The 26564-nt window shown below is 41.3% G+C and carries 16 protein-coding genes; 3 read left to right on the top strand and 13 right to left on the bottom strand.

Annotation, left to right across the window (positions count from 1 at the left end):
* Nucleotides 1-16: 16 nt before the first annotated feature.
* The 3 genes from LX64_RS19515 (at nucleotide 17) to LX64_RS19505 (ending at nucleotide 7428) form a co-directional block, all read left to right on the top strand.
* A complete protein-coding gene (locus LX64_RS19515; protein WP_111599387.1) occupies nucleotides 17-5920 on the top strand; it encodes a T9SS type B sorting domain-containing protein in 5904 nt (1967 codons plus the stop codon).
* 177 nt (nucleotides 5921-6097) lie between these two features.
* Nucleotides 6098-6964 carry an alpha/beta fold hydrolase gene (locus LX64_RS19510; protein ID WP_111599386.1) on the top strand — a complete coding sequence of 289 codons (867 nt, stop codon included), beginning with the start codon at nucleotides 6098-6100 and terminating at the stop codon, nucleotides 6962-6964.
* An 8-nt stretch (nucleotides 6965-6972) separates the two neighbouring features.
* On the top strand, nucleotides 6973-7428 hold the full coding sequence (locus LX64_RS19505; protein WP_111599385.1) for a DinB family protein: 456 nt from the start codon (nucleotides 6973-6975) through the stop codon (nucleotides 7426-7428).
* Between the two features lie 87 nt (nucleotides 7429-7515).
* Here the strand turns inward: LX64_RS19505 and xylA are convergent, their stop codons facing one another.
* From xylA to LX64_RS19440, 13 genes are all read right to left on the bottom strand, one after another.
* Entirely contained in the window at nucleotides 7516-8844 is a 1329-nt protein-coding gene (xylA, locus tag LX64_RS19500; protein ID WP_211324854.1) for a xylose isomerase, read from the bottom strand.
* Nucleotides 8845-9005: 161 nt separating this feature from the next.
* Nucleotides 9006-10490 carry a xylulokinase gene (locus LX64_RS19495; RefSeq protein ID WP_111599383.1) on the bottom strand — a complete coding sequence of 495 codons (1485 nt, stop codon included), beginning with the start codon at nucleotides 10488-10490 and terminating at the stop codon, nucleotides 9006-9008.
* Nucleotides 10491-10511: 21 nt separating this feature from the next.
* Nucleotides 10512-12188 (bottom strand): sodium/sugar symporter, encoded by a 1677-nt coding sequence (locus LX64_RS19490; protein ID WP_111599382.1) that lies wholly within the window; start codon nucleotides 12186-12188, stop codon nucleotides 10512-10514.
* A gap of 137 nt (nucleotides 12189-12325) precedes the next feature.
* Nucleotides 12326-14716 carry a glycoside hydrolase family 95 protein gene (locus tag LX64_RS19485; protein ID WP_158538684.1) on the bottom strand — a complete coding sequence of 797 codons (2391 nt, stop codon included), beginning with the start codon at nucleotides 14714-14716 and terminating at the stop codon, nucleotides 12326-12328.
* Between the two features lie 95 nt (nucleotides 14717-14811).
* Entirely contained in the window at nucleotides 14812-15939 is a 1128-nt protein-coding gene (locus LX64_RS19480; protein WP_111599380.1) for an NAD(P)/FAD-dependent oxidoreductase, read from the bottom strand.
* A 158-nt stretch (nucleotides 15940-16097) separates the two neighbouring features.
* Nucleotides 16098-16703 (bottom strand): short chain dehydrogenase, encoded by a 606-nt coding sequence (locus LX64_RS19475; protein ID WP_111599379.1) that lies wholly within the window; start codon nucleotides 16701-16703, stop codon nucleotides 16098-16100.
* Nucleotides 16704-16875: 172 nt separating this feature from the next.
* Complete coding sequence (gene ilvA, locus LX64_RS19470; RefSeq protein ID WP_111599378.1) at nucleotides 16876-18135, bottom strand: threonine ammonia-lyase; 1260 nt, start codon at nucleotides 18133-18135, stop codon at nucleotides 16876-16878.
* 77 nt (nucleotides 18136-18212) lie between these two features.
* Entirely contained in the window at nucleotides 18213-19256 is a 1044-nt protein-coding gene (gene ilvC / locus LX64_RS19465) for a ketol-acid reductoisomerase (protein WP_111599377.1), read from the bottom strand.
* Nucleotides 19257-19322: 66 nt separating this feature from the next.
* Nucleotides 19323-19874 (bottom strand): acetolactate synthase small subunit, encoded by a 552-nt coding sequence (ilvN, locus tag LX64_RS19460; RefSeq protein WP_111599376.1) that lies wholly within the window; start codon nucleotides 19872-19874, stop codon nucleotides 19323-19325.
* A gap of 61 nt (nucleotides 19875-19935) precedes the next feature.
* Nucleotides 19936-21690, bottom strand: a complete 1755-nt coding sequence (gene ilvB, locus LX64_RS19455; protein WP_170132826.1) for a biosynthetic-type acetolactate synthase large subunit — start codon at nucleotides 21688-21690, stop codon at nucleotides 19936-19938.
* Complete coding sequence (ilvD, locus tag LX64_RS19450; protein ID WP_111599375.1) at nucleotides 21656-23335, bottom strand: dihydroxy-acid dehydratase; 1680 nt, start codon at nucleotides 23333-23335, stop codon at nucleotides 21656-21658. The genes ilvB and ilvD overlap by 35 nt, the downstream gene beginning before the upstream one ends.
* A gap of 229 nt (nucleotides 23336-23564) precedes the next feature.
* Nucleotides 23565-24467, bottom strand: coding sequence for a branched-chain amino acid transaminase (locus LX64_RS19445; RefSeq protein WP_111599374.1), 903 nt, complete (start codon nucleotides 24465-24467; stop codon nucleotides 23565-23567).
* A gap of 676 nt (nucleotides 24468-25143) precedes the next feature.
* Nucleotides 25144-25986, bottom strand: a complete 843-nt coding sequence (locus LX64_RS19440; protein ID WP_148707395.1) for a hypothetical protein — start codon at nucleotides 25984-25986, stop codon at nucleotides 25144-25146.
* Between the last annotated feature and the right edge of the window lie 578 nt (nucleotides 25987-26564).

The following is a 26564-nucleotide window of genomic DNA, read 5'->3' as shown; positions in this document are numbered from 1 at the left end:
CCTATAAAACAATTCAATGCCCCGTAAACTATTTTTATTATTCCTATTGGTTGTAGCGAGCCTATTTCAAGTGAAAGCGCAAACGTGCTCCCCCGGACAGTCACCGGCTTCTGCCCTACCTTTATGTGCAACGAAACCGTTTCAACAGGGAAGTGTGCCTCAATGTGCCGGCCAAGCCATTAGTTTGGGAGGAGCTGCCAATGGCAATAATTGCCAAGCATCTAGTTTCACCCCGGCCAATGCTTTCTGGTACAAAATAATTTGTTACCAAACAGGGCCACTTGGTTTTACGATTACACCGAACCAATTAAGTGAAGACTACGATTGGTTATTATTCGAAGTAAAAGATCCTAACGATTTAAACAAACTATACACTGATCCAAGTTGGATTGTTGCCCATAACCTTTCAACCGTAAGCGGCGCAACGGGTGCAGCAGCGAATACAAATCCATTGAAAATATGTGGAATTGGAGATCCTAGGTTATTCACACAAAAGCCAGTGCTAACACAAGGCAAAACTTACTTGCTTGTTGTAGTAAATTTTCGTGCTACACAGAACGGTTATAGTGTAACATTTAATAATGCTCCCGGTGACGCAAATATTACAGATCCTGTTGCGCTAAATTATACTAAGGCTACATACAATTGTACAGCTCCAACAAAAATTATATTAAAACTTAGTAAAAGCATACAATGTAACTCAATCAACGCTAATGGTGATCAATTCGAACTAAAGAACTCTACTGTACAAATCGTTGCTGCTTCTTCAGTTAACTGTAATAGTAAATTAGAAACGGATGAAATTGAATTAACATTAAATCAAGTTCCAACTTCGGGCGATTATAACGTTGGAGGGAAACCTGGTGCGACATTGCCCAAAGACTTCTGTGATAATGCCATTCCTTTAACAGATGTTGTTCCGGTAAGAATTGATGCTCCATCTCCTCTGGTTGCTCCCACTATTTCTAATACTGCTTGTAATCCAACAAGCCTAACGTTAACATTTGCCAGCAACATCCAAGCTAACAGTATCTCTGCTGATGGTTCTAATTTTACCATTACAGGCGGACCAGCTCCCATTACAGTAACAGCAGCTGTTCCTAATACAGGTGTAACAAATGCAGTAGTATTAACTTTAAGTGCACCATTAGGCACTGGAACTTACACCCTTAGCGCCGTAAAACCCATTGTAGGTGCGAATTGTACCGGTCAATTTAGTGGGACTATTGGGAATGTTGTGATTTCACCCGGTGTTCCAGCTACTATTACAGCGGAAAATCCGCTTAACTGTGGTCCTACGAATATTAAAATCAACTTTAATAAAGCTGTCAACTGTAACTCCATCGCTTCGGATGGATCTGATTTTACGATTGTAAATAGTAGCAACGTGGTAATTCCTATTGCTAGTATAATTAAAAGCAATTGTACAGGCACAAATGGCAATACAGGTACAACATCTACCATTACACTGGTAACAAGTACCCCATTACCTGGTGGTAGTTATACAGTGCGTATCAAACAAGGTACTGATGGAGGTACTATTACTGAACCTTGTGGCGGCACTACCAATACAGGTGTACAAGCAACCTTTACTGCACCAACTTCAACAGCTGCCATTATACAAAGTGTGACCAATACTGGCTGTGCTCCCAATGAATTAACGGTTACATTCGATAAAGGCGTGTTGTGTAATACCATTACAGGTACTGATGGCAACTTTGTATTAACAAGCACAGGCACGCAAGCTACCATTACAAGTTTTGCACCTCTTACTTGTGATGCAAACGGGTTAACTACTTCTGTAACATTACGCTTCAATACACGCTTAGCCGCCAACGGCGATTATACAATTTCAACAAAAACAAATACTATACGCGACGGCTGTGGCAATTTTGTAAATGCTAATGGAACAATTCGCCTAACGAATGGGCCAGGCGCAGGCTTTGCAGGATCTAGTCCAGTTGGATGTGCACCTACTTTCTTCCAAACTACATTCGATAAAGGGGTACAAGCAAGTACTGTTACACAAAACGATTTTACAATTACAGGGCCTACTAGTGCACCTGTTCCATTTAGCTCTATTACTACCACCATAGATCCCGTAACAGGCTTGGTAACTGGTGTACGCTTCAACTTTGCAGCACCATTATCACTCAGTGGAGATTACACGATTGCTATTAAACCTGCTTCGCAATTACTTGATGAGTGCTACCAACCACAAAACAGTGCAAAATCTGAGATCGTTGTAGATGTACCATTAGCAACAGCTCCTGTCATTAGTGTTGTTGCACCAACAACTTGTGCCGCAAGTTCGCTAGTTGTAAACTTTAGCAAACCCGTGCTTGCTAACACGATTCAAAAAGAAGATTTTAACGTGGTAACAGGTAGTGTTGTTCCTGTTAGCAATATTGTTCTAGGCACACAAACAGGTAACGAAGTATCTCAAGTTACCCTTCAATTTGCAAGTGCTTTAACTGGTGCAAACGTAGATGTAAACGTAAAAGCTAACAGTATTAACGATGCCTGTCTGCAATATGTAACGACTATCGTGAGGACTGTTCCTCTTATCACATCAGCTCCGGCTACTATTGATAATCATACTTTGAACGATTGTGCGCCTAATTCCATTAGGATTACACTCAGCAAAGCCATACAATGTAATAGCGTTAGAACAAATGGTGCCGATTTTACTATTATAGGACCACAAACAGTAGTTATTACAGCCGCCACACCTGTATGCAATGGAAGCAATGAAGCAACAGCGATTGATCTCACTTTGCAAAGCCGCATTACATTAGATGGCAATTACAACTTAGCATTAACGCCTAGCGCAAATATCATAGATGCATGTTTAACGAAGATGGATGTAAATGCCGCTCCGCATGTCATCACGCTCAGCCAAGGAACAGCTGCAGCATTATCAGGCACGAACGTGTTTGCATGCGCACCAGTAGAAATTATTGTTTATTTTGATAAAGCGGTTCAAACAAGCACTATTAATGCAAATGGCAGCGACTTTACATTTGCAGGTAGAACTGGTATTACAATCACGAGTGTTGTAAAACCTACAACCACCACGACTAATAGTGTTACACTATTGTTTAGTGGACCAATTATTGGTACAGCACCCGTAAGTGTTGCCGTAAAACCCAATACAATCCTAGATGCTTGCTTCAAACAAGTAAATCCAGCACCGCTGAATATCAATATGCCAGTAACGGCAGATCCAACATTTACAGTAGATCCAGCTGCTACATGTGCGCCAAACCAAATTGTATTGCAGTTTCCACAATTCATACGTGGCACTTCTATTACTGCAAATGGAGCTGACTTCACTATAACCGGGCCACAAGCAGTTACAATAAATAATGCTACTTATACAGTAGATAATCAAGGGTTTGTATCAACAATTACGCTAACCCTGGCAGAGCATTTAGCTGCGCCTGGTAATTACACAGTAGGATTAAAAACTTCAGCGAACATACTCGACCAATGCTACAAACCAATTGCTACGAACTTTACGCAAACCTTAAATATTGCTCCGGTAATAGCTGCTGCGATAAATAGGTTTGATCCATTTGCTTGTGCACCAACTAGAATTACTATTTACTTTAGTGATGATGTTCAAACAAACTCGATCAGTTTAAATGGTAGTGATTTCGATGTAAATCTCCCTCCAGGTGTAAGTATTACAAATGTCGAAGTGCCTAATACAGCAACTACCAGAACGGCTACATTAGTCTTTAATCAACCTATCAAACTGGTTGCGTCGATTACGATTGCTGTTAAGCCAAATACCATTCTTGATAAATGTTACCAACAAGTCAATCCCAATCCATTTATCATCCCGTTCCCTATTACACCAGACCCAACATTTAATGTTAACACAGTGGTTGGTTGCGCACCAAACTCCATTACGCTATCATTTCCATTACCGGTTCGACAAAGCACGATCCGTGCAAATGGTGTAGACTTTAGCATTACAGGGCCATCAACCGTAAACGTAACTGGCATTCAATACACGCCAGATGCAAATGGATTTGTACCACAAATAACCCTGAGTATATCACCTCATATTACAGTACCGGGTACATATGTAGTTCATCTCACCAACGGTACGGATTTACAGGATGTTTGCTATAAACCTATCGATCTCAATTTCACAAACAACTTCAATATTGCAGCTGTTCCACCAACAAGACTGGCGAGCGTGGACGCATTCAATTGTGCGCCAACGCAAATGACGCTTCATTTTGATAAAGACATTCAAGCGTCTACTTTACAAGCAGATGGCTCCGACTTCACAATTAGTGGTGCTGCAGGCATTACTATTACAGGTGCTAGCATGGTAACAGGAAGTACGCAAGATGTGGTAGTTACGTTTAGTCAACGAATCGTTAGTGGTACATCTATTGACATCGGTGTGAAGCCAAACACTATCTTGGATGCATGTTATCAAAACATCGATCCAACTCCTTTGAATATCCCGTTGAACTTTCAACCTGGTGCTACTTTCACTGTATTATCCACAACGACTTGTTCACCCAATCAAATCACCTTACAATTCAATAAAGCTATACAGTGTAATACGCTGCAAGCAAATGGGGCTGATTTTACTATTAGTAATTTGCCGGCAGATATTATCACAAGTGCCACTTGTGGCGCCAATAATACTGTGATTCTAAGTTTGCGCAGCAGAATTCTAACTGGCGGAACTTATAACGTTAGCATTCGTAGCAATACGCTTTTAGACGAATGTTACCAACCAACACCAGCGAATACAAATGGCAACTTCACTGTTACGCAACAACCGAATGTTACTTTATTGAATAACATTGACCCCGGTTGTGCTGCTCCAACAATTAAAATCGATTTCTCAGGTGCAATTCGTTGTAGTAGTTTAGAATTAGATGGTAGTCAATTTTCGTTAACAGGAACAGCTACCACACCAACAATTACCAGTATTCGTACAAATTGCGCGAATGATTTGGTAACGAGTGTAGAACTTGTATTGAGCGCTCCAATTGCTGTAAAAGGAAATTACACAGTAACCATAAAAACAGGAAATTCAGGTAAAACAATAGAAAGCGAATGTTACATTCCTATTGCTGCAGGAGTGAATACTACCTTCTTCACACAAGGCACCGTAAATGCTGATTTCACGTATAATGTAGATCAGTCATGTAGCAGCACCCAAGTACAGTTTAATCACCCTGGTACAAATGATGTAAATAGTTGGCGCTGGACGGTAGATGGACAAGTGGTGAGTACTGAACAAAACCCACTCATTACCTTCAACGCATTAGGCACTTATAATATCCAGTTAGAAGTAAGCAATGGTACTTGTACCGACCAAGCACAAGCCACTATTACCTTAAGAAAGCTGGCCACGGCTTCCTTTACACTTAATAGCACAAATTTCTGTCCACAAGACCAAGTAATCTTTACCAATACTAGTAGCGGCGATATTGCTTCGCAAATGTGGGATTTTGGGGATGGAACTGGCACCAATATTCCAACACCGCCCAATAAGATTTATAAAAATACAGGCAGCGATCAAACTTATTTGATTCGGTTAATCGTTACCACTTCGAATGGTTGTAATGATACGGCTACACAAACCATTAAAGTTTCGGCTACTTGTACAGTAATGGTACCTACTGCATTCACGCCTAATAATGATGGTAAAAACGACTTCCTCTACCCAGTGAATGGCCAAAAAGCGACGTCGTTTAACTTTAAAGTATTTAACCGTTATGGACAATTGATATTCGAGAGCTCTTCTATGTCGAGAAGATGGGACGGCTCCTTAAACGGGCAACCTCAACCAGCTGGAACCTACGTATGGATGCTCGAATATATCGATCGTGATACAAACCAAAAGGTATTCTTAAAAGGACATAGTGTATTGATTCGGTAAATGAAGCCATAGAAAATACATATTTGACCGTTTGGTATAAATATCTACCTTTGATCTACCAAACGGTCAAAATAAAAGCTAACCGAAAGGTTGGCTTTTTTAATACCCTATTTTTGACCAATTGGTTTATTATAAAGTAACTAATTCTTGACATTTCATTCAAAATTCTATTTAACAATGACACATTACCGTAACATCACCATTGACAATCTAAACATATTTTACCGTGAAGCAGGCGACCAGAGTAAGCCAACACTCTTATTATTACACGGCTTTCCAACTTCCTCGTTCATGTTCCGCGACCTTATTACTCGCCTTGAGAACAAGTACCATCTTGTAGCGCCCGATTTCCCAGGCTTCGGTCAAAGCAGTATGCCGCTTGTATCCGAATGGGAGTATAGCTTTGATAACCTAGCCGCCATTACAGAAAAATTTATACTGGCATTGGGTTTAGAAAAGTTCAGCTTGTACATTATGGACTACGGAGCTCCTGTTGGCTTACGATTAGCATTAAAGTACCCTAACCGTATACAAGGTATTATTACCCAAAATGGCAATGCCTACGAAGAAGGATTAACTGACTTCTGGAACCCCATAAAGGCTTACTGGTCCGACCCTACCAACCCAACCAGGATTGAAGAAGTTTCTGGCATGCTAACCCTCGAGAGTACCAAATGGCAATATTTGAATGGTACGAAAGATCCTAGCAAGATTAGTCCAGATACTTGGTTACATGATCAAACGTTGTTAGACCGCCCGGGTAATAAAGAGATTCAGCAAAAGCTCTTTTTATCATATAGCACCAACCCGCCTTTATATGAAAGTTTCCAAGCCTATTTCCGCAAATACCAGCCACCAGTACTCGTTGCATGGGGAAAAAATGATGCTATTTTCCCAGAACCCGGTGCTGAAGCATATAAAAAAGACTTAAAAAACCTCGATTATCATATCTTTGACACCGGGCATTTCGCCTTGGAAGAGTGCGGAGAAGCCATAGCCAACTTAATAGATGGATTCTTAACAAAAAACGTTTCTAAAAATTAATCATCACCATGAGTACAGCCATACAAGCGCCATTTGCGCTGGTTTTAGAGAGGGATATTAACCGTGTGAAGAATGAATTAATGCTGTATAACAATAACGACAATATTTGGATTACGAGCGTAAACATCAATAACCCTGCAGGAAACTTGGCTTTACACATCGCAGGATTGTTACAACAATATGTAGTGGTGCATATCGGTGGCGGTACCTATCAACGCAGCAAAGAAACTGAATGGTCAACAAAAAATCTACCGTTCGAAGAACTGATTGGCATTTTAGATGAAGCAAAAACAGCCGTTGTAAGTACCTTGGAACGCCTTGACGACACCATCTTGCAAGAAGATTACCCGTTACCATTAAACGGCATGACGGTAAGTAAACAGTGGGCATTATTCTACATTATTGCACACTTGAATTACCACCTTGGTCAAATCAACTACCACAGGCGTTTATTAGATGCTTGATACATCAACAATAATATTATCAAATAAATAAAAAGGCTCTCTTCACAATTGTAAAGAGAGCCTTTTTTATATCTTAATTTGAAGAGATTAGATATATTGATTGATGATATTTTCCAACCATTCTTGTTTACCACTGCGTAATTGTGGTTCACCATTCTTCGCAGCAATATCACGTAAAGCATCCAAAGTAAGCTTACCTTCTTCAAACGCTTTACCATCGCCACTATCGAATGAAGCATAACGGTCTTTACGGAACTGCTTGTAAGGTGATTCGCGTAAAACTCTATCAGCAATAATCGCTGCTCTTGCGAAGGTATCGATACCACCAATATGTGCATGGAAAATATCTTCTAAGTCGGTAGAATTTCTACGTGTTTTAGCATCGAAATTCACACCACCACCGGCAAATCCACCCGTTTCTAAGATAACGAGCATTGTTTCGATGAGATCGTTAAGGTTCATCGGGAATTGATCTGTATCCCAGCCGTTCTGTGCATCGCCACGGTTTGCATCGATACTACCGAGCATGTTCGCATTAGCGGCTACTTGTAGTTCGTGTTGGAAAGTATGACCTGCTAATGTAGCATGGTTCACTTCAATATTCAATTTAAAATCTTTATCTAAACCATATTGACGTAAGAACCCAATTACGGTAGCACTATCATAATCGTATTGATGTTTCGTAGGCTCACAAGGTTTAGGCTCGATAAAGAACGTTCCTTTGAATCCTTGTGCACGTGCATAATCGCGGGCACTTGCTAAGAAACGACCAAGATGGTCTAGTTCTCGCTGCATATTCGTGTTTAATAAGGTCATGTAACCTTCACGACCGCCCCAGAACACGTAGTTTTCACCACCTAATGCAATCGTTGCATCGATAGAATTTTTCACTTGCGCTGCTGCATATGCCACTACAGCGAAATCGGGATTGGTAGCCGCACCGTTCATGTAACGAGGGTTACTGAACACGTTAGCGGTTCCCCATAATAACTTCACACCACTAGCAGTTTGTTTTTCCTTTGCATACGCTACAATTTTTTGCATACGGCTTTCGTATTCTGCTACGGTGTTGCCTTCATCTACTAAATCCACATCGTGGAAACAATAGTACGGCACATTCAATTTCGTGATAAACTCGAACGCTGCATCCATTTTATCTTTTGCAGATTGAATTGGATCGCTGGCTACAAGCCAAGGAAATTCTTTGGTACCAGGACCGAACGGGTCGCCGCCAGTGCCACAGAACGTATGCCAGTAACTTACGGCAAACTTGAATAATTCTTTTAACGGCTTACCATTAATCACTAAATTCTCGTCGTACCATTTGTACGCCAAAGGGTTCGTCGATTTCGGGCCTTCATACTTGATTTGGCCAATACCTTTGAAATACTCGGTGTTTCCTAATGTAATACCCATAATGAAAAGTTTTTGCGCACGTGAATGTACCCGTTTGCGCGATGGCTAAATTTTATAAACGTTGGAATTAGTGGGCAGTTCATGCGCTGCCCTATTGTAATGAAAAAACTGCTGATGATTGTAACGAATGATTCTCTGCATGGTTCAATTCGTATAGTATTTTATTCCGCTAACACCTTTGCTAAGCGGCTTGTCCACTGTTCATAAATTGCTTGATATTGTTTTTGTAAGGATGGGTTTGGTAAAATGGTTTCCAACACTTCCATACCGCTGAAGGCTTCTTTTGGATGTGCATAGTACCCTACCCCTACTCCTGCTGCCCTTGCCGCGCCTTGCGCGCCATCGGTATTGTGTAACGTAATGGTTACACCGGCCGTATTGGCAAATGCTTGGCGGAATAAAGGACTGAGGAACATATTTGTTTCACCGGCACGCACGGTATTAATTTGCAAGCCCATACTACGCATTATATCTACGCCGTAAGTCAACGCAAATACAATACCTTCTTGCCCTGCTCTTAGTAAATGTGCTTGTTGATGAATATTGAAGTTGATGTCTTCAAAACGTGCACCCAATTGTTTATTGGCTAGAATTCTTTCTGCACCATTTCCGAATGGAAACACCAATAAGCCATCTGCCCCTACAGGTGCTTTACTAGCCACTTCGTTCATTTGTGCATACGACATTCCTCCACTGATTTGCCGTAACCAACTATTCAAAATACCCGTTCCATTCAAGCACATCAATACACCATTACGCGTATTCCTAGTGCTATGATTTACGTGAATAAACGTGTTTACACGGCTTTGAGGATCGAAGGCTATTTGATCGTGTACAGCGTATACTACGCCCGATGTGCCTGCTGTAGTAGCGGCTTCACCAGGTTCGAGTACGTTTAAAGAGAAAGCGTTATTGGGTTGATCTCCTGCACGGTAGGTAACCGGTACGCCTGCACTAATGCCCAATGCAGCTGCTGCTTCCGGTGTAACTTTACCCTGTATACCAAAGGTAGGTACGATCGTTGCGATCTTATTACGGTCGAGCTCCATTACGTCTAATAAGCGTTCCGAAATACTTTGGGTTGTAAAGTCCCAGAAAATACCTTCAGAAAGACCGCTTTGCGTTGTGCAAGGTTCCCCGGTTAAGCGCATGGCGATGTAATCGCCGGGCAGCATAATCTTATGAATTTTAGCGTATAATTCCGGCTGGTTTTCTTTTACCCAGCGTAGCTTTGCCGCGGTGAAGTTACCAGGGGAGTTTAATAAATGACTTAATGCATAGTCTTCTCCCAGGGTAGCTAATGCATTATTTCCCATGGGAACAGCGCGGGAATCACACCAAATAATTGCAGGGCGAAGTGATTGTAAATTTTCATCTACACACACCAAGCCATGCATTTGATAAGAAATACCAATGGCCAACACATCATTGTTACCAAAAGTATGTATGCTATGTAGTAAAGTGGTGGCATGAACAAGTTCTTGCCACCACCTATTTGGATCTTGTTCTGCCCAGCCTGCTTGTGGAGCATGCATAGGCATCTCGGTTGCTGGGCTCGCAGCCGTGGCAACACATTTGCCAGTGGCCGCATCCAACAACGCAGCTTTTACTGAAGAAGAGCCAATATCGAAACCGAGTAAATACATGAGTTTAAATAGGTCGAATGATTAATAGAAATACGTGTACAATACCAACAGCAATAAACATATCACAACAGCACCAATTGTAAACGCAGTGCTCGTTTTGAACATCGATGCATCGATCTCCAAACCTTGCGGGTTGTTCTTACTTTCTTTGTCGCTTAATGAAATAATGATCATACCAATTACACACGTCAAGAACACAAAGCCCATACGATCAATAAACGCCATCTCCCAAATGCCATCTGCATTCAATGCTGCAAAACCAATGGCGTGTAATGGTTCGAAATTCACTACCAATGGTAAGAACTTCAAAATCACCGATAAGCTTACACCTGCGATTAAGGCAAATAATGCTGCTTTAGACGTTGTACGTTTCCAGAAGAAACCCATAATGAACATGGCAAATACACCCGGCGAAAAGAACCCCGTATACTCTTGGATGAATTGGAAACCACCTTTCTTATCGATACCCAAGAAGTTAGAAATTACAACGGCTACCACCATTGAAATAATCACTACCCAGCGACCCATTTTCACCACCTCTTTATCATCCGCTTCTTTGTTAAATACTTTCTTATAAATATCCAATGAATAAATGGTTGAAATAGAGTTTGCCTTACCTGCCAATGAAGCTACTACCGCTGCTGTAAGGGCTGCAAAAGCCATCCCTTTCCAACCAGGGCCGAGTAAATTCAAGAGTACTGGATAGGCATTATCTGCATTCAAAGATCCATCTTTCAACATCTCTGTTTGGAACATCCCATTTTGATACAATACATACGCCGCAATGCCCGGTAATACAACAATAATCGGCATCAACATTTTCAAGAATGCTGCAAACAATAACCCATTACGAGCAGTTTTCAAATCGGCACCCAAAGCTCGTTGCGTAATGTATTGATTACATCCCCAATAGTTCAAGTTAATAATCCACATACCACCTATCAATACCGACAATCCCGGTAGATCGAGATAATGCGGGTCATCTTTCTTCAATACCATGTGGAAATGATCCGGTGCAACGCTCATCAATTGCTTGAAGCTGGCCATTACACCCGGTGTACCAAACTTATCACCCACTAATTCCAAGGCCAAATAAGTGGTAGCCAAACCACCTAGGATAAGGAAGAATACTTGTATAACATCGGTATACCCAATTACTTTCATACCGCCAAGTGTAATGAAAATAGCGAAGATGGCTAGTAGCGACATACACAAGTAGAAATCGATGCCAGAAATCTTACTCACCGCGAGGGCACCTAAATACAAGATCGAAGTAAGGTTTACAACAACATATAAGAACAACCAGAACACGGCCATGATAATACTTACCAGCTTGTTATACCGCTGTGAAAGAAATTGCGGCATCGTGTAAATCTTGTTCTTCAAGTAAATTGGCAAGAAGAAAATGGCAACTACCAACAAGGTAGCGGCAGCCATCCATTCGTAAGTAGAAATGGCTAAACCGATGTTAAAACCGTTGCCACTCATACCAATGAACTGTTCCGCGGAAATATTAGATGCGATAAGGGAGGCACCAATAGCCCACCATGTAAGGGAACCTTCTGCCAAGAAGAAATCCTTTGAATCGGTCGTCGCTTTTTTCTTTTTATTGTAGATGTATAACCCAAAGCCGGCAACAACAATAAAATAGATAAAGAATACGATGTAATCTTTGAGATGTAATGAACTGGAATGCATAGTTTAAATAACGTGGTTAATTTTCAAGTACTAAGTTTCAATATACTACAGAATTGCTAGATTTCTAACTTCTTCCAGCGGTTTTAATGCACATATAATTTGAACGGCGTACTGGCTTATTTGTAATTTCTAAAATGCTAATTTTTAACGAGTTGGCTATTTAAGGTGATGCTCTCTCCTTTTGCTATGCTCACAGGTACTACCTTACCTTGGTATTGAACCGACCCCTTATTACCCGCTATATTCTTGATGATTGTTTTCTCTAATTGACCATTTTTCCAGTAAATGCTTACCTCGAAGCCTCCACGTGCTTTTAATCCTGTAATAGACCCGTTTTCCCATGATGGTGGCAAAGCCGGTAAAAGGTTGATGTTCCCGGTATGACTTTGCAACAGTGCTTCCGCGATACCTGCGGTTCCACCGAAGTTGCCATCGATTTGGAAAGGTGGGTGGTTGTCGAAAAGATTTGGCAAGGTGGACTTAGCGAACAAGGCTTGCAAGTGCTCCTCTACTTTAGCTGGATTTTTTAAACGAGCATAGAAGTTGATGATCCAAGCACGGCTCCAACCCGTGTGGCCCCCACCATGACTCAACCTATAATCCAATGTTTTGCTCGCTCCTTTGAATAAATCGGGGGTATTTTCGCTGATTTGGGTACCAGGGTACAAACCAAACAAATGTGAAATGTGACGGTGACCAGGTTCTACTTCTTCGTAATCTTTGATCCACTCCATAATTCTACCATCCTTCGTCAATTTCGTAGGAGCCAATTGCGCTACCATTTTTTCCCATTTAGCCACATCATTTGGATCTTTCTGCAACGTTTTCGCAGAAGCAATGAGCGCTTGTAAAAACTCGCGAATAATTTGGTTATCCATAGTTGGGCCATATGTCATACCCGTATTCTTACCCGTTACAGGATGTTTAAACTGGTTCTCTGGCGAGCTGGAAGGTGCCGATACCAGGTAACCTTCCGGGCTTTTTGCCAAGTAATCCTCCAAAAACAAAGCATGTTCCTTCATGATGGGATACGCTTGCTTTAATAAGAAATCCTTATCCTGCGTAAACGTATAATGATCCCAAAAATGCAAACACATCCAGGTAGCACCCATAGGGAATGTACCCCACTCAATAGAAGCTTGAATCCCCGTTTTGCCAAATGCATCGGTACAATGATGAAATACCCAACCGCGCGCATTATACATCTTCTTCGCTGTAATTCTACCTTGTTCGCGGATAGCATACATGAAGTGAAATAATGGCGACGTAGTTTCTGAAATATTCGTCACCTCTGCCGGCCAGTAATTCATTTGCAAGTTGATATTCGTATGGAAATCAGCATTCCAAGGCGCATCTAATTCATAGTTCCATAAACCTTGTAAATTCGCTGGTAGAATACCCGGTTTCATTGAACTACCTATTAACAAATAACGACCGTATTGGAAGTACAATGTGTTTAAGAAATGATCAGTCGCACCTTTCTTCACCTTTTCTAAACGTTCGTCGGTTGGCATATCTGCCGAATTATCTTGTAGAGAAAACTTAACACGGTTCATTAGTTTTGCATGTTCATCTACTGCACGTTTATACACAAGGTTATATTCATTAACAGGAACTGTATTCAGTAATTGCAAACATTTCGCGTAGGCATCGCCTTTAATGCTCATGTTGGCAGCATCGTAGTTAGTAGCGCCTTGAATGTACAAGATTAATTCATCGGCATTCTTCACCACCAACTGTTTACCAACTTCCTCTAAAGTCCCTTTCTTTACAACCGCTTTCACTAAACCCGCAAACTTCATATGCGCACCGGCAGGGCCTTTATTCTCTTTCTCGATTTTATCGATAATTTGACCACTGAGGATTAACATATCCTTTCCACCAGTAACACCACAATCCTTCAACTTCATGGTGCTATCCTTTGGGTCGGGGCGGGTTAACCATACTTTCGTGTTAAGGCCGCCGGTATTTTTTGACTTAATAGATACGAGTAAAATATTGTGCGGAATAGAAGCGAGTACAGTTTGCGTGTATTCGTTGCCATTAGCCGTAAAACTGGTAACAGCTAAACCCTTTTCCAAATCCAAACTACGCTTATAATTCGTGGTGGTTTCGAAACCATAATCCACATTCACATTCATCAACGTTTGATGTGAGCGGAAATTACGGGCCATTTCATTGCTATTTTCAGCATTAACAGCCACCAAATTCTTGCGTGCCAACGATACGGCCTCTTCACTTTTATCAGCAAACAGCAGTGCACGAATATCATTCATCACTTTGCCTGCATTAGGATTGGCGTCATTGAATTTAAGACCGGCCCAAACGCTTTCTTCATTAATTTGAATGATTTCTTGATTGGTTTTACCGAATACCATGGCACCCATACGACCATTACCTACCGGCAAGGCTTCTACCCATTTTTGGGCGGGTTGTTTATACCATAATTCGATAGGCTTATCGCCGGAACTTTGCGCAAAAGAAGCTTGCGCAAGCAATAGGAGCATGAGGATGTTGATATACTTCATAACGTGGAAAAAATTGACTGAATGTATAAAAATCCTCATTCAGATACAAGAAAAGGAGAATATACTATTAGAAATGGGGAGAATCCTAAAGCGAATTATTCGAGCCATGCTGCTAATTGCTCGCCTAAAGCGGAACCGATGGCCACGCCCATTCCTCCTAGCCTAGCGCCAATAACGATTGCAGGAGAATATCTTTGCAGAATAGGCTGCTTATCCTTCCCAAAAGCCATAATACCAGCCCACCGGCGGTCGATTTCATAAGGCGTATTAGGTATAATTACCTGTTGCAGCTTCTCTTCCAAGTTTTGCTGCAAGCGCTCGTTTAAGGCTATTTCCCGGGTTGTTTCCCCTTCGAAATCCAAATTCCGCCCACCACCAAATAATACACGGCCATCCAATTCACGGAAATAATAGTAGCCTTCATCAAAATGAAAAATACCTTTAAATCTTAAACCGGGTATAGGCTTCGTAATCAATACTTGCCCGCGGCCCGGCGCAATATCCAATCCAGGCACTAATAAATTTGCAAATGCATTCGTACAAATCGCCATTTGCTGCGCCCTAAACGTAATAGTTTGCCCATTCAGCGTTTCAACCGTAACCAATACCTGCGAACCCGTTTCTTCGAATTGTGTAACCGTACAACCGGTTTTAATTTCAACACCTTTTTTAATTGCTTCATCTAGCAAACTGCGCATCATTAAACCCGTATTTAACTCGCCTTCAAAGTTGTTTCGGATCAGTGCTTTAGTATATTGTGGATGGAACCCAAATTCGCTTATTTTGCCATTATCTATGGTAAATGCATCACCTGGCAATATGCTTTTTAGGGTTGTATTGATGGAAGATAATTGATCTAGTAAGGATAGCTCTTCTTCGCTAATAAGCTCGTAACTGCCATATTGCAAACACTGCTCCTTTAGTATAGGCAAACGCTTTGTAAGTATGTTCAATCCCTTCAATCGCAACGCTACAATTTTCAACATAGCTTCCTCAGGCATGCTCTTCAAATCGGCTAATATCTCGGTAAAGCTACCAATACAAGCAAAGCCCGCATTTTTAGTACTCGCACCAGTAGGCAGTATACCGCGTTCAATTACAAGTATGCGCATACTAGGATGGCGATCTTTCAAACTAATTGCTGTAGACAACCCAGTGATGCCACTACCAACAATAATTCGATCATAATCCAATAAATACTGTTCTTCCCAATAACTAAGCATACAATCAATTGATATATCAACAATTCAATTCAACTATTATATTCCAACTACGCATCAACAACGAATTTAACGGCTTCTACCCAGTTAACCAAGATTGCAGCCATCAAAAAAGGCAGCTCCGTATAACGAAACTGCCTTCCAAATAAAAACACTAACAATCAGGCTGAAACTTCAATTATTTTACCGCTAATGCCTGTAAAAATGGCTTTCTTGTAACCATATACCACCTTAGCAGCAGGCACAGGTTCAAATCCGGGCATTACGGGACCAAACGAGTGGATACTGTCTTCCAGGAGGCCTGGACTAACTACGTTGATTCTAACGTCGTTTTTAAGCTCTATTGCGGCCGAAACAACGAATGCATTTACGGCTGCATTCACCATGGTGAGGTTATTCGAACCAAATGTGGGTTCTGTAGATAACACGCCCGAAGTAAGTACAAATACGCCACCTGGATTGATATGCTTCTTCCCTTCCAATACCAAGTTCACTTGGCCCATTAGCTTACTTTGGATGCCTTTATATACATCCGCTTCCGTCATGCTATAAAAATCACCCCAATATCCACCACCGGCTGCTACTACGAGTGCATCAAAGGCACCTATTTTCTCGAATAAGCCTGGGATTTGCTCGCTTTTCGTGAAGTCTACTTGGTAATCGCCACTTTTTGAACCTACTATGATTACTTCGTGCTTGTCGGCTTTGAGGGATTGGGCCAAGTGAGCACCAATGGTGCCACTACCGCCTACTATAATTATTTTCATGTAGTTGTATTTTGAATGATACAACAAATTTACCCATGAAAAGGGTGGCTAATCTTGTACTTTTTTGTGGTATTTATGTACTTTTCAAAGTACTTCCTTCCCATCATCCCATAAAAAAACTGCTTTACGCACACGGCATAAAGCAGTTCCCAAATTGTCGAATTAAAAATTACTACACTAAATAACCAAATAGGTTATCATCTTTATTCAACTCAGTATAGTTGAGATTATATTTTTTCATATTGGCAATCAATACGTCGTAATCCTCTTTGTTCTTCAACTCGATACCCACTAATGCAGGCCCTGTTTCTTTGTTGTGCTTCTGTATGAATTCGAAACGGGTAATATCGTCGTTAGGACCTAATACCAAGTTCACAAATTCCTTTAAAGCACCCGGGCGTTGTGCAAACTTGAGGATGAAATAGTGTTTCAATCCTTCGTACAACAACGAACGCTCTTTGATTTCTTGCATGCGATCGATATCGTTGTTACTACCGCTAATCACGCACACCACTTTTTTGCCTTTAATATCGGCAGCAAAATCTTCTAAAGCTGCGATTGATAAAGCGCCTGCGGGCTCTACAACAATCGCATCTTCATTATATAACTTGAGGATAGTTGTACACACGCGGCCTTCAGGCACGGTGTGCATTTTATCTAATACCTCTTTACAAATTTCGAAGTTAAGAGACCCTACTTTTTTCACAGCCGCACCATCTACAAATCGATCTATTTCCGGTAATGCAATAGGTGCACCATTTTCTAAGGCTTTTACCATAGAAGGAGCGCCTTCTGGCTCTACACCAATAATGGTGGTTTTCGGGCTATAGCTTTTAAAATAAGTACCCACACCGCTGGCTAATCCACCACCGCCTACAGGTACAAAAATGTAATCAATGTTCTGTTGATCTTCTAAAATTTCAACCGCCACAGTACCTTGTCCTTCCACAATTTTCGGGTTATCGAAAGGAGGAATGAACACCATATCATTTTCTTGTGTGAAGCGTTGTGCTTCCGCGGAGCAATCATCGAAAGTATCGCCAATTAAACGAATCTCGATATTGTCGCCGCCAAACATTTTTGTTTGGTTAACTTTTTGTTTCGGTGTGATAATAGGCATGAACACAACGCCTATAATATTTAAGGCGCGGCAAGAGTATGCAAAGCCTTGCGCGTGGTTACCTGCACTGGCGCATGTTACGCCCTTATCCAGTTGGTCTTTTGGTAAACTACTAATGAGGTTGTAAGCGCCGCGGAGTTTATAAGAACGTACAATTTGCATGTCTTCTCTTTTGAGGTATACATCGCAATTGTACTTACGCGAAAGCGTAGCAGAATAAGTGAGCGGCGTTCTTGTAACCACTTGTTTCAGCTTAACAGCTGCATGTAGTATGTTGAGCGGGTCTACGCCTGTGATAGTTGTTGATGACATATAAAATCCTCCTCGTCGCTGTAAAGAAAGCGTCCCGGCTATTATACCGGGACAGCTTCCAATTTTATACGATCCAATTAATTATTTGGTCTTAATTTTCTAACGGCTGCACCAGCTTGCCACATTTCGCTTTCGCGTAATTCTCTCAATTCTTCGTTGAGTTTTTCGCGGTAGTCGGTAGTGCTGTTTGAAGCGATAGAACGAGCAGCTTCTTTACCTGCTGCTACGCTAGCGTACAATTCATCGAACACTGGTTGTGTAGCGTCTTTGAATTTCTTCCACCAATCTAATGCACCACGTTGAGCAGTAGTTGAACAGTTTGCGTACATCCAGTCCATACCGTTTTCAGCTACTAATGGCATTAACGATTGTGTTAATTCTTCTACCGTTTCGTTGAATGCTTCTGAAGGAGAGTGGCCGTTGCTACGGAGTGTTTGGTATTGTGCAGCGAAAATACCTTGGATAGCGCCCATTAATGAACCGCGTTCGCCGGTAAGATCAGAGTAAACTTCTTTTCTGAAATCAGTTTCGAACAAGTAGCCAGAGCCTACACCGATACCTAAAGCAATTGCACGTTGACGCGCTTTGCCTGTAGCATCTTGGAATACTGCGAAGCTAGAGTTCAAACCTTGGCCAGCCAAGAACAAGCGACGTAATGAAGTACCAGAGCCTTTAGGAGCTACGAGGATAACATCCACGTCAGCTGGAGGAATGATACCAGTTTGATCTTTGTAAGTGATACCAAAACCGTGAGAGAAGTACAATGCTTTACCCGCAGTTAAATGTGGTTTCAAAGTTGGCCATAAAGAGATTTGACCGGCATCTGAAAGCAAGAATTGAATGATAGTACCTTTAGAAGCAGCTTCTTCAATTTCGAATAAAGATACACCTGGTACCCAACCGTCTGCAACGGCTTTATCCCAAGTAGGCGAGTTTTTACGTTGACCGATAATTACGTTGAAGCCATTATCTTTCAAGTTTAATGCCTGGCCTGGACCTTGTACGCCGTAGCCGATAACTGCGATAACTTCATCTTTAAGGAATTCTCTCGCTTTCTCCATCGGGAATTCTTCCCTGGTTACTACTTCTTCAAGTACACCGCCAAAATTGATGGTTGCCATGTTTGATTTGTTTTTATTTAATAAAGTGGATTTTTCGTATAGTTATTCACGTTCGTGCGTGAAATGTTACACGTTGATTGATTTATATTGATCAGCTTCTTTCTTTGCTAGATCTTTCAGGTGATCGTGGAAGCGGCGGCTCCATTTCACAATAGCTACGCGACCGCTTTTTGTGTATTCGATCATACCGAATGGTTCGAGGTGTTTCAACATATCGAGCAACTCTTGTTGGTGACCGGTTTTTTCGATTACGAAGTACTCTGGATCTACCGTGAGGATACGCGCATTGTTTTCGCGGATCACTTGTTCGATATTGCCTTTGTGGAGGTTTTGTGTTGAAACTTTATAGAGCGCCAATTCTTGGTACACCACGTCTTCTTCCTCGTGCACAAAGGCACGGTGAATTTCAATCAAGCGTTCGATTTGACCTACAACTTTGTCGAGCTTTTCTCTTTCGCTTAATACCGTGATAACGAATTTGTATACACCGGGAATTTCGGTTTCCGCCGTTGTAAGACCGGTGATATTTATTTGGCGACGGGTGAAGATAACCGTGATGCGGTTCGTGATACCGATACGATCCTCCGTATATACCGTGATTGTATATTCTTTTTGCATACTTTAATCTGTTTCGAGTGATCTTTGTTAAGATTGGGCGTGGGATGTTCCTGTAAGGAGATTATTGTAAACGAATGCTTGCAATGGGGGCTCCTGCAGGAATCATAGGAAACACGTTGTCTTCTTTTTCAACGACCACTTCGAGCAAATAAGCGCCATCGTGAGAAATCATTTCATCAACCGCGGCAACGATTTCATCGCGGCTGGTTACTTTTCTACCTGGCACGAAGAATCCTTTCGCGATTTGTACGAAATCGGGATTCGTCATTTCTGTAGAAGAGTATCTTTTATCGAAGAATAGTTGTTGCCATTGGCGTACCATTCCCAAGAAGTTGTTATTTAAGATCACGATCTTCACACCAATTTGTGTTTGATAAATCGTACCCAATTCTTGCAACGTCATTTGGAAACAACCATCACCAATTACGGCTACTACTTCTTTATCCGGCGCACCTACTTTAGCACCCATGGCAGCAGGCAAAGCAAAGCCCATAGTGCCCATACCACCAGATGTAATGTTCGTATTCGGATTCTTAAATTGGTAGTAACGGCTAGCAATCATTTGGTGTTGACCAACATCGGTTACCAAGATAGCTTCACCTTTTGTGCGTTCAGAAATGATGCGTACAACTTCGGCCATTTTCAACTCACCTTCTGTTGGGTGTAATTCGCGTTGTCTTACTACTTTATCTTCCTCTTGATCCAATGTTTTAAATCCATCGATCCATTCTTTACGAACAGCAGGATTTACATGTGGCAACAAGGCTTGTAAAGCTGTTTTAGCATCGGCATGTACACCTACATCAGCTTTAATGATTTTATTGATCTCAGCCGCATCGATTTCGATGTGTACTACTTTCGCTTGCTTAATATATGAAGTAGCATCACCTGTGATACGATCATCGAAACGCATACCTACAGCAATTACCACGTCACATTCATTGGTTTTAATGTTCGGTGCATAGTTACCGTGCATACCTAAGTAACCAACATACAGCGGGTGATCAACCGGTACAGCCGATAAACCCAATAATGTAGACGCTACCGGTATTTGCGCTTTCTCCGCTAATGCAATCAATTCCTTCTCAGCACCCGCGATCAACACACCATGTCCACATAAAATATAAGGACGTTGTGCATTATTGATCAACTCGGCCGCATCTTCAATTGACTTTTGGTTCAATTCAGGAATAGGATGATAGCTGCGGATATATTCGCATTTTTTGTACAAGAATTCCATCATCGCTACTTGTGCGTTCTTAGTGATATCCACTAATACAGGGCCGGGACGACCGCTGCGCGCGATGTAGAAAGCTTTAGCAATCGCACCTGGAATATCCTCGGCACGTGTTACTTGTATATTCCATTTTGTGATAGGCGTTGTAATACCAATAACATCCGTTTCTTGGAATGCATCGGTGCCTAGCAAAGAAGCAGCTACTTGACCGGTGATACAAACCATCGGTGTAGAGTCCATATATGCATCAGCTAAACCTGTAACAAGATTCGTTGCACCAGGACCAGAAGTAGCGAAGACGACCCCAACTTTACCGTTACTGCGCGCGTATCCTTGTGCAGCGTGCGTTGCACCTTGTTCATGTCTTACCAAGATATGGTGTACTTGATCTTGAAAATCGTACAATGCATCATAAATTGGCATGATAGCGCCGCCTGGGTAACCAAAAATGGTTTCCACACCTTCTGCTATCAAAGAACGGATTACTGCAGTAGCGCCCGACATAGTTTCTGGCGTTGCTGTAGTTGCCCGCTTGTCAGACTCATTAGTCTTCATCGGTAACACATCCTTCTGTTGCATCTTTAACTTGTTTTGCGTATTTAAATAAAATTCCGTTCGTAGCTTTTAATGCCGGTTGTTTCCACTGTGCCTTTCTTTGCGCAAGTTCCTCGTCGCTGATTAAAACATTAATCGTATTATTTGCAGCATCGATTTCAATGATATCATCATCTTGCACTAAAGCGATTGTTCCGCCTACTTGTGCTTCTGGTGTAATGTGGCCTACTACGAAACCGTGTGTACCACCCGAGAAACGACCATCTGTAATTAAGGCCACCGTTTTCCCTAAACCAACACCCATAATAGCAGAAGTAGGTTTCAACATTTCTGGCATACCTGGTGCACCTTTCGGGCCAACGTAGCGAATTACCACTACATCACCTTTTTTCACACGACCAGAAGTAATACCTGCAATCAATTCAAACTCACCATCGAACACACGCGCAGGGCCTTTAAATTGTTCGCCTTCCTTACCTGTTATTTTTGCTACAGAACCTCTTTCAGCAAGGTTTCCGTATAATATTTGTATATGTCCTGTTGCTTTGATTGGACGCTCTAAAGGAAGAATGATATCTTGTTGAGTGAAGTCCAACTCAGCAACATTAGCTAAATTCTCTGCAATGGTTTTGCCGGTTACTGTTAAACAATCGCCATGAAGCAAACCCTTGCTGAGTAAGTATTTCATAACTGCCGGCACACCGCCGCGATGGTGCAAATCTTCCATCAAATATTTACCTGATGGCTTCAAATCCGCGATCAACGGGGTTCTGTCACTAATACGTTGGAAATCATCGATTGACAAGTCAACATTTACAGATTTCGCAATCGCGAGGAAATGTAGTACAGCATTGGTACTACCACCCAGTGCCATCACAACTGTTAATGCATTTTCGAATGCTTTAAACGTCATGATATCACGTGGTTTAATATCTTTTTCGAGCAACAAACGAATGGCTTTACCGGCTGCTAAACACTCTGCTTTCTTCTCTTCACTAAGCGCCGGGTTAGATGAGCTGTATGGTAAGCTCATACCCAAAGCTTCAATCGCCGATGACATGGTGTTAGCGGTGTACATACCACCACAAGCACCTGCACCAGGACAAGCATTTTGGATAATACCTTTGAAATCGCCTTCATCGAGTGTACCGGCCATTTTCTGACCTAACGCTTCGAATGCGGAGATGATATTGAGGTCTTGGCCTTTGTATTTACCAGGCGCAATAGAACCGCCGTATACCATAATAGCAGGCCTGTTCATGCGGCCCATGGCCATTAAGGAACCTGGCATGTTTTTATCACAACCAGGCACGGTGATCATAGCGTCGTAATACTGTGCGCCAACAACAGTTTCAATGGAATCAGCAATTAAATCGCGGCTTACTAAAGAATAACGCATCCCTGGTGTACCGTTCGACATACCGTCGCTAACACCAATGGTGTGAAATGTTAAACCCACCAAGTCGTTTTCCCAAACACCTTTCTTAATATCTTGAGCTAACTGGTTGAGGTGCATGTTACAAGGGTTACCATCGTAGCCCATAGAAGCAATGCCGACCTGTGGTTTCTTCAGATCTTCTTCTGTTAACCCAATCGCGTACAACTGCGCTTGCGCGGCTGGTTGCGTAGGGTCTTGCGTAATTGTTTTGCTGTATTTATTCAGTTCCATTTTTAATAGTTATTGCCTGTCACGTTGATTATTTCGGGTTACAAGTTCTTTTCTAATGAGCCAAAGTCCAAAACTTAAAAGGAGGGATTCCCGATTTTCAATCGCTTAAAAAACGCGGAAAACCGCGCTACAAGCCAATTATGAGGTGGTCGATTTTACGATGTTCAAGTGCTGTTTTAAATATTTAATTTGTATATCAAGTATTAAAACAGCACTTGAAAAATTGATTTTATGCTAATTGCGCTTCACGTTTGAATTCTTTTTCAAACACTTTTGCTTTGTATGCTGCTTGTATAACTTTACCGAGAGTATCTGCGAATGGTTTCGCGAATGGTTGGTCGTCTAACGAGCCAATAGCCACGATTTCCGCTGCTGTACCACAGAAGAATGCACCATCTGCTTGTTTTAATTCGTCAGTAGTGAATAATTTCTCTACTAAAGGAATGCCTAATTCTTGGCAGATTTCGATAACTGTAGCACGGGTAATACCTGGCAAGATGTTACCTGGAGGCGGTGTGTAAATAGTACCTTCTTTTTCGAAGAAGAGGTTTGCACCTGGGCCTTCTGCTACGAAACCGTTGATATCCAATAACAAAGCTTCATCGAAACCTTTTTCTTTAGCTTCCTGAGAAGCCAAGATAGAGTTCACGTACAAACCGGCTGATTTGGATTCGATTTTGAATGCTTTAGGGTTTGGACGTTGGTAAGAAGAGGTCATCAAACGCAATTGTTTATCACCCAAGTAAGCACCCCAATCCCACGCACAGATAAGGATTCTCGACTCATGCGCACCTTTTAACGTCATGTTTGGTGGGCAAAACACCAAAGGCCTGATGTAAGCTTCTGTTAAACCATTGTCTTCAATGATTTTATACGTTGCTTTGATTAATTCTTCGTTGTCGAAATTGTACGGGATATGTATCAGCTCGCAAGAACGCTTCAGCCTATCGAAATGTTCTTTTGCCTTAAACATTTTCATAGTTCCATCTGCGAGTTTATACGCGCGGATGCCTTCAAACACGGCGTAGCCGTAGTGTAGCGATTGACCATATAGGTCAATATTTGCTTCTGATGCTTTTAAGTAAGCACCATCTAAGTAAAGAATGGTGTTCTCGTTGTAATAGCTATACATAATTAAAGAATTAGCAGACATAAAAAAAGCCTTCCCGGTGGAGGAAGGCTTGCTATTTTTAGTGATTATTATACACGTCAACCTATCCTCCGATATGGTGGCTAATAATGACAATAATAATCACGACTAGGGTAATTCCCCAGTTGTGCTTAGGCACGATATGATTCATTTTGTTATTGTCTTTATTTAACCACATAGAGGTAGTTGTTCTTTTTTGAACAATACAAATGTATTAGCCGATAAAATAAAAAACAATACCTCCTCAAATATTTCGAGATTTCGCAAGAAAAGCCATCGTTTTTTAAATTATTTAAAAATTATAAGCCTTTCTTAGGAAATATCTAACAATTAAGCCGAATTAATAGCCATTTTCAAATGCCCCAAAACCCGCCACTGTATTGGATTTGGTTGGATTAGGGCCGATTTAGTCGACTAATTCTACCAATTAAGCGGTGGTTGCGTCGCACCCTTCAGCAGTGGGAATGCTATACCAGTGCGTGAAATAGTTGTATATTATGTGTGCGCGGGGGTATAATATTGGGGGAAGAACTGGAAGATAAACGTCTCCTTATTGTGGTATTTGCTGTCTTTCAACTGCTTATCTTATTATATCAATTATTGACATATCAAATCACACCATCATTGCATTATACATGTCAATACAATAGTTGACGTATCAACTAATTACACTCACCTTATTCAATCGTTTTTTTTTCACATAAAAATAGCTTAACACAAGCAGGTAGTTTACCAGCAAACAAAGCGAGTGTACAGCGCTTTCCCAGCTTACATTCAGCAGTATTTTATCTATACAAAAGCAAGTCAGTAACAATATGGTTGGGATTCCAAACAAACAATACCAAGTATATTTATTAGCCATATGAAAAGCCTGCAACACTATCATCACGAAAACGACAGCAAGAAACATCAAAGTAGTAAATTCAATGCTAGTAATAGTGCAATCTACTAAGCATACAATAACGTTTAGCACTGTTATATTTCCCGGTTTATGCCATAACAACGTCCAAGCAAGCCCGCATAACATCAATAAAAGAGTACCCCAAAAGCAATTCCATCCCATTATGCGCACATAAAAATCTATTCTCGGAAGCTTTTTAAACACATATCCCACCCTTTTAAACCTATAATAATGGTAAATATTAGACACTACATATGGCAAGAGGAATACAATAAATCCTCTAAAATCCTCCCCATTAAGCCCATCTTCCCCCACACCACAGCAATAAATAAATAGGAAAACGCCTGGCAACAACCACCAATACACCCAAGCCCACCTCATTTCCTTCTTATTATCAATATCCAATCGGCATATAGGTAAATGAATAATAGCAATAAAAACCATCATGATGGTAGTTCCTACTATGCTTACATTTATATTTTCAACAATATGTTCCCCGTTTTCCCAAGAATTATTCAACAAGGGCATAGCCATCGACAATAATAAAACAATGAAATAGGGAATCCCAATTAACCGGAGGAAGAAATAGCGTTTAGCCATGGCCAAGAAATAGTAATTACCCGGAAAATACGTTTATCCAACATAACACACCATACCGCTTTCATTGTATTTAGGCAGCTTTGCCTATCCTTTAGCCAGCTCTATTTCGCGTAAATGATTAAATATTAACTAGTTACAAGAACCTTACTTAGCACATTTTTACATATCACATTGATTATTAGGCAATTAATTAGGCCGGGGATAGGCTTAGGATAGGGTCGAGATAGGCTTGGGATAGGCTTGGGATAGGGTCGAGATAGGGAATGATAGGCTCTACATAATGTCACGTCCTAAAATAGGTTTACACCCTTGTTAGATAATCCGGATAAAGGTTTACACCTGTAGTTGTTAATCCGTATAATAGTTTACAGTTCCAAAGATTAAAAAAAAGAACCTATTACTACTACTTATTATAGTTTTTCTTTTTTTGCTTCTTTTTTTCTTTTTACAATCCACCTGGATTTGTGGATAACCGGCCTTGGGCACCTGTAGGTGACGCACCCTTTTGCTGCCATCTCATGGCCATTTTACCATGTTGATGATGCGCTTGTGCAGGGGTTAAGTAGTTGCAGCTACTG

This window comes from Chitinophaga skermanii, from assembly GCF_003259335.1.
GTDB lineage: Bacteria > Bacteroidota > Bacteroidia > Chitinophagales > Chitinophagaceae > Chitinophaga > Chitinophaga skermanii.
Note: the sequence above shows the minus strand (reverse complement) of the source record. Positions and strands in the feature narration are given on the sequence as shown.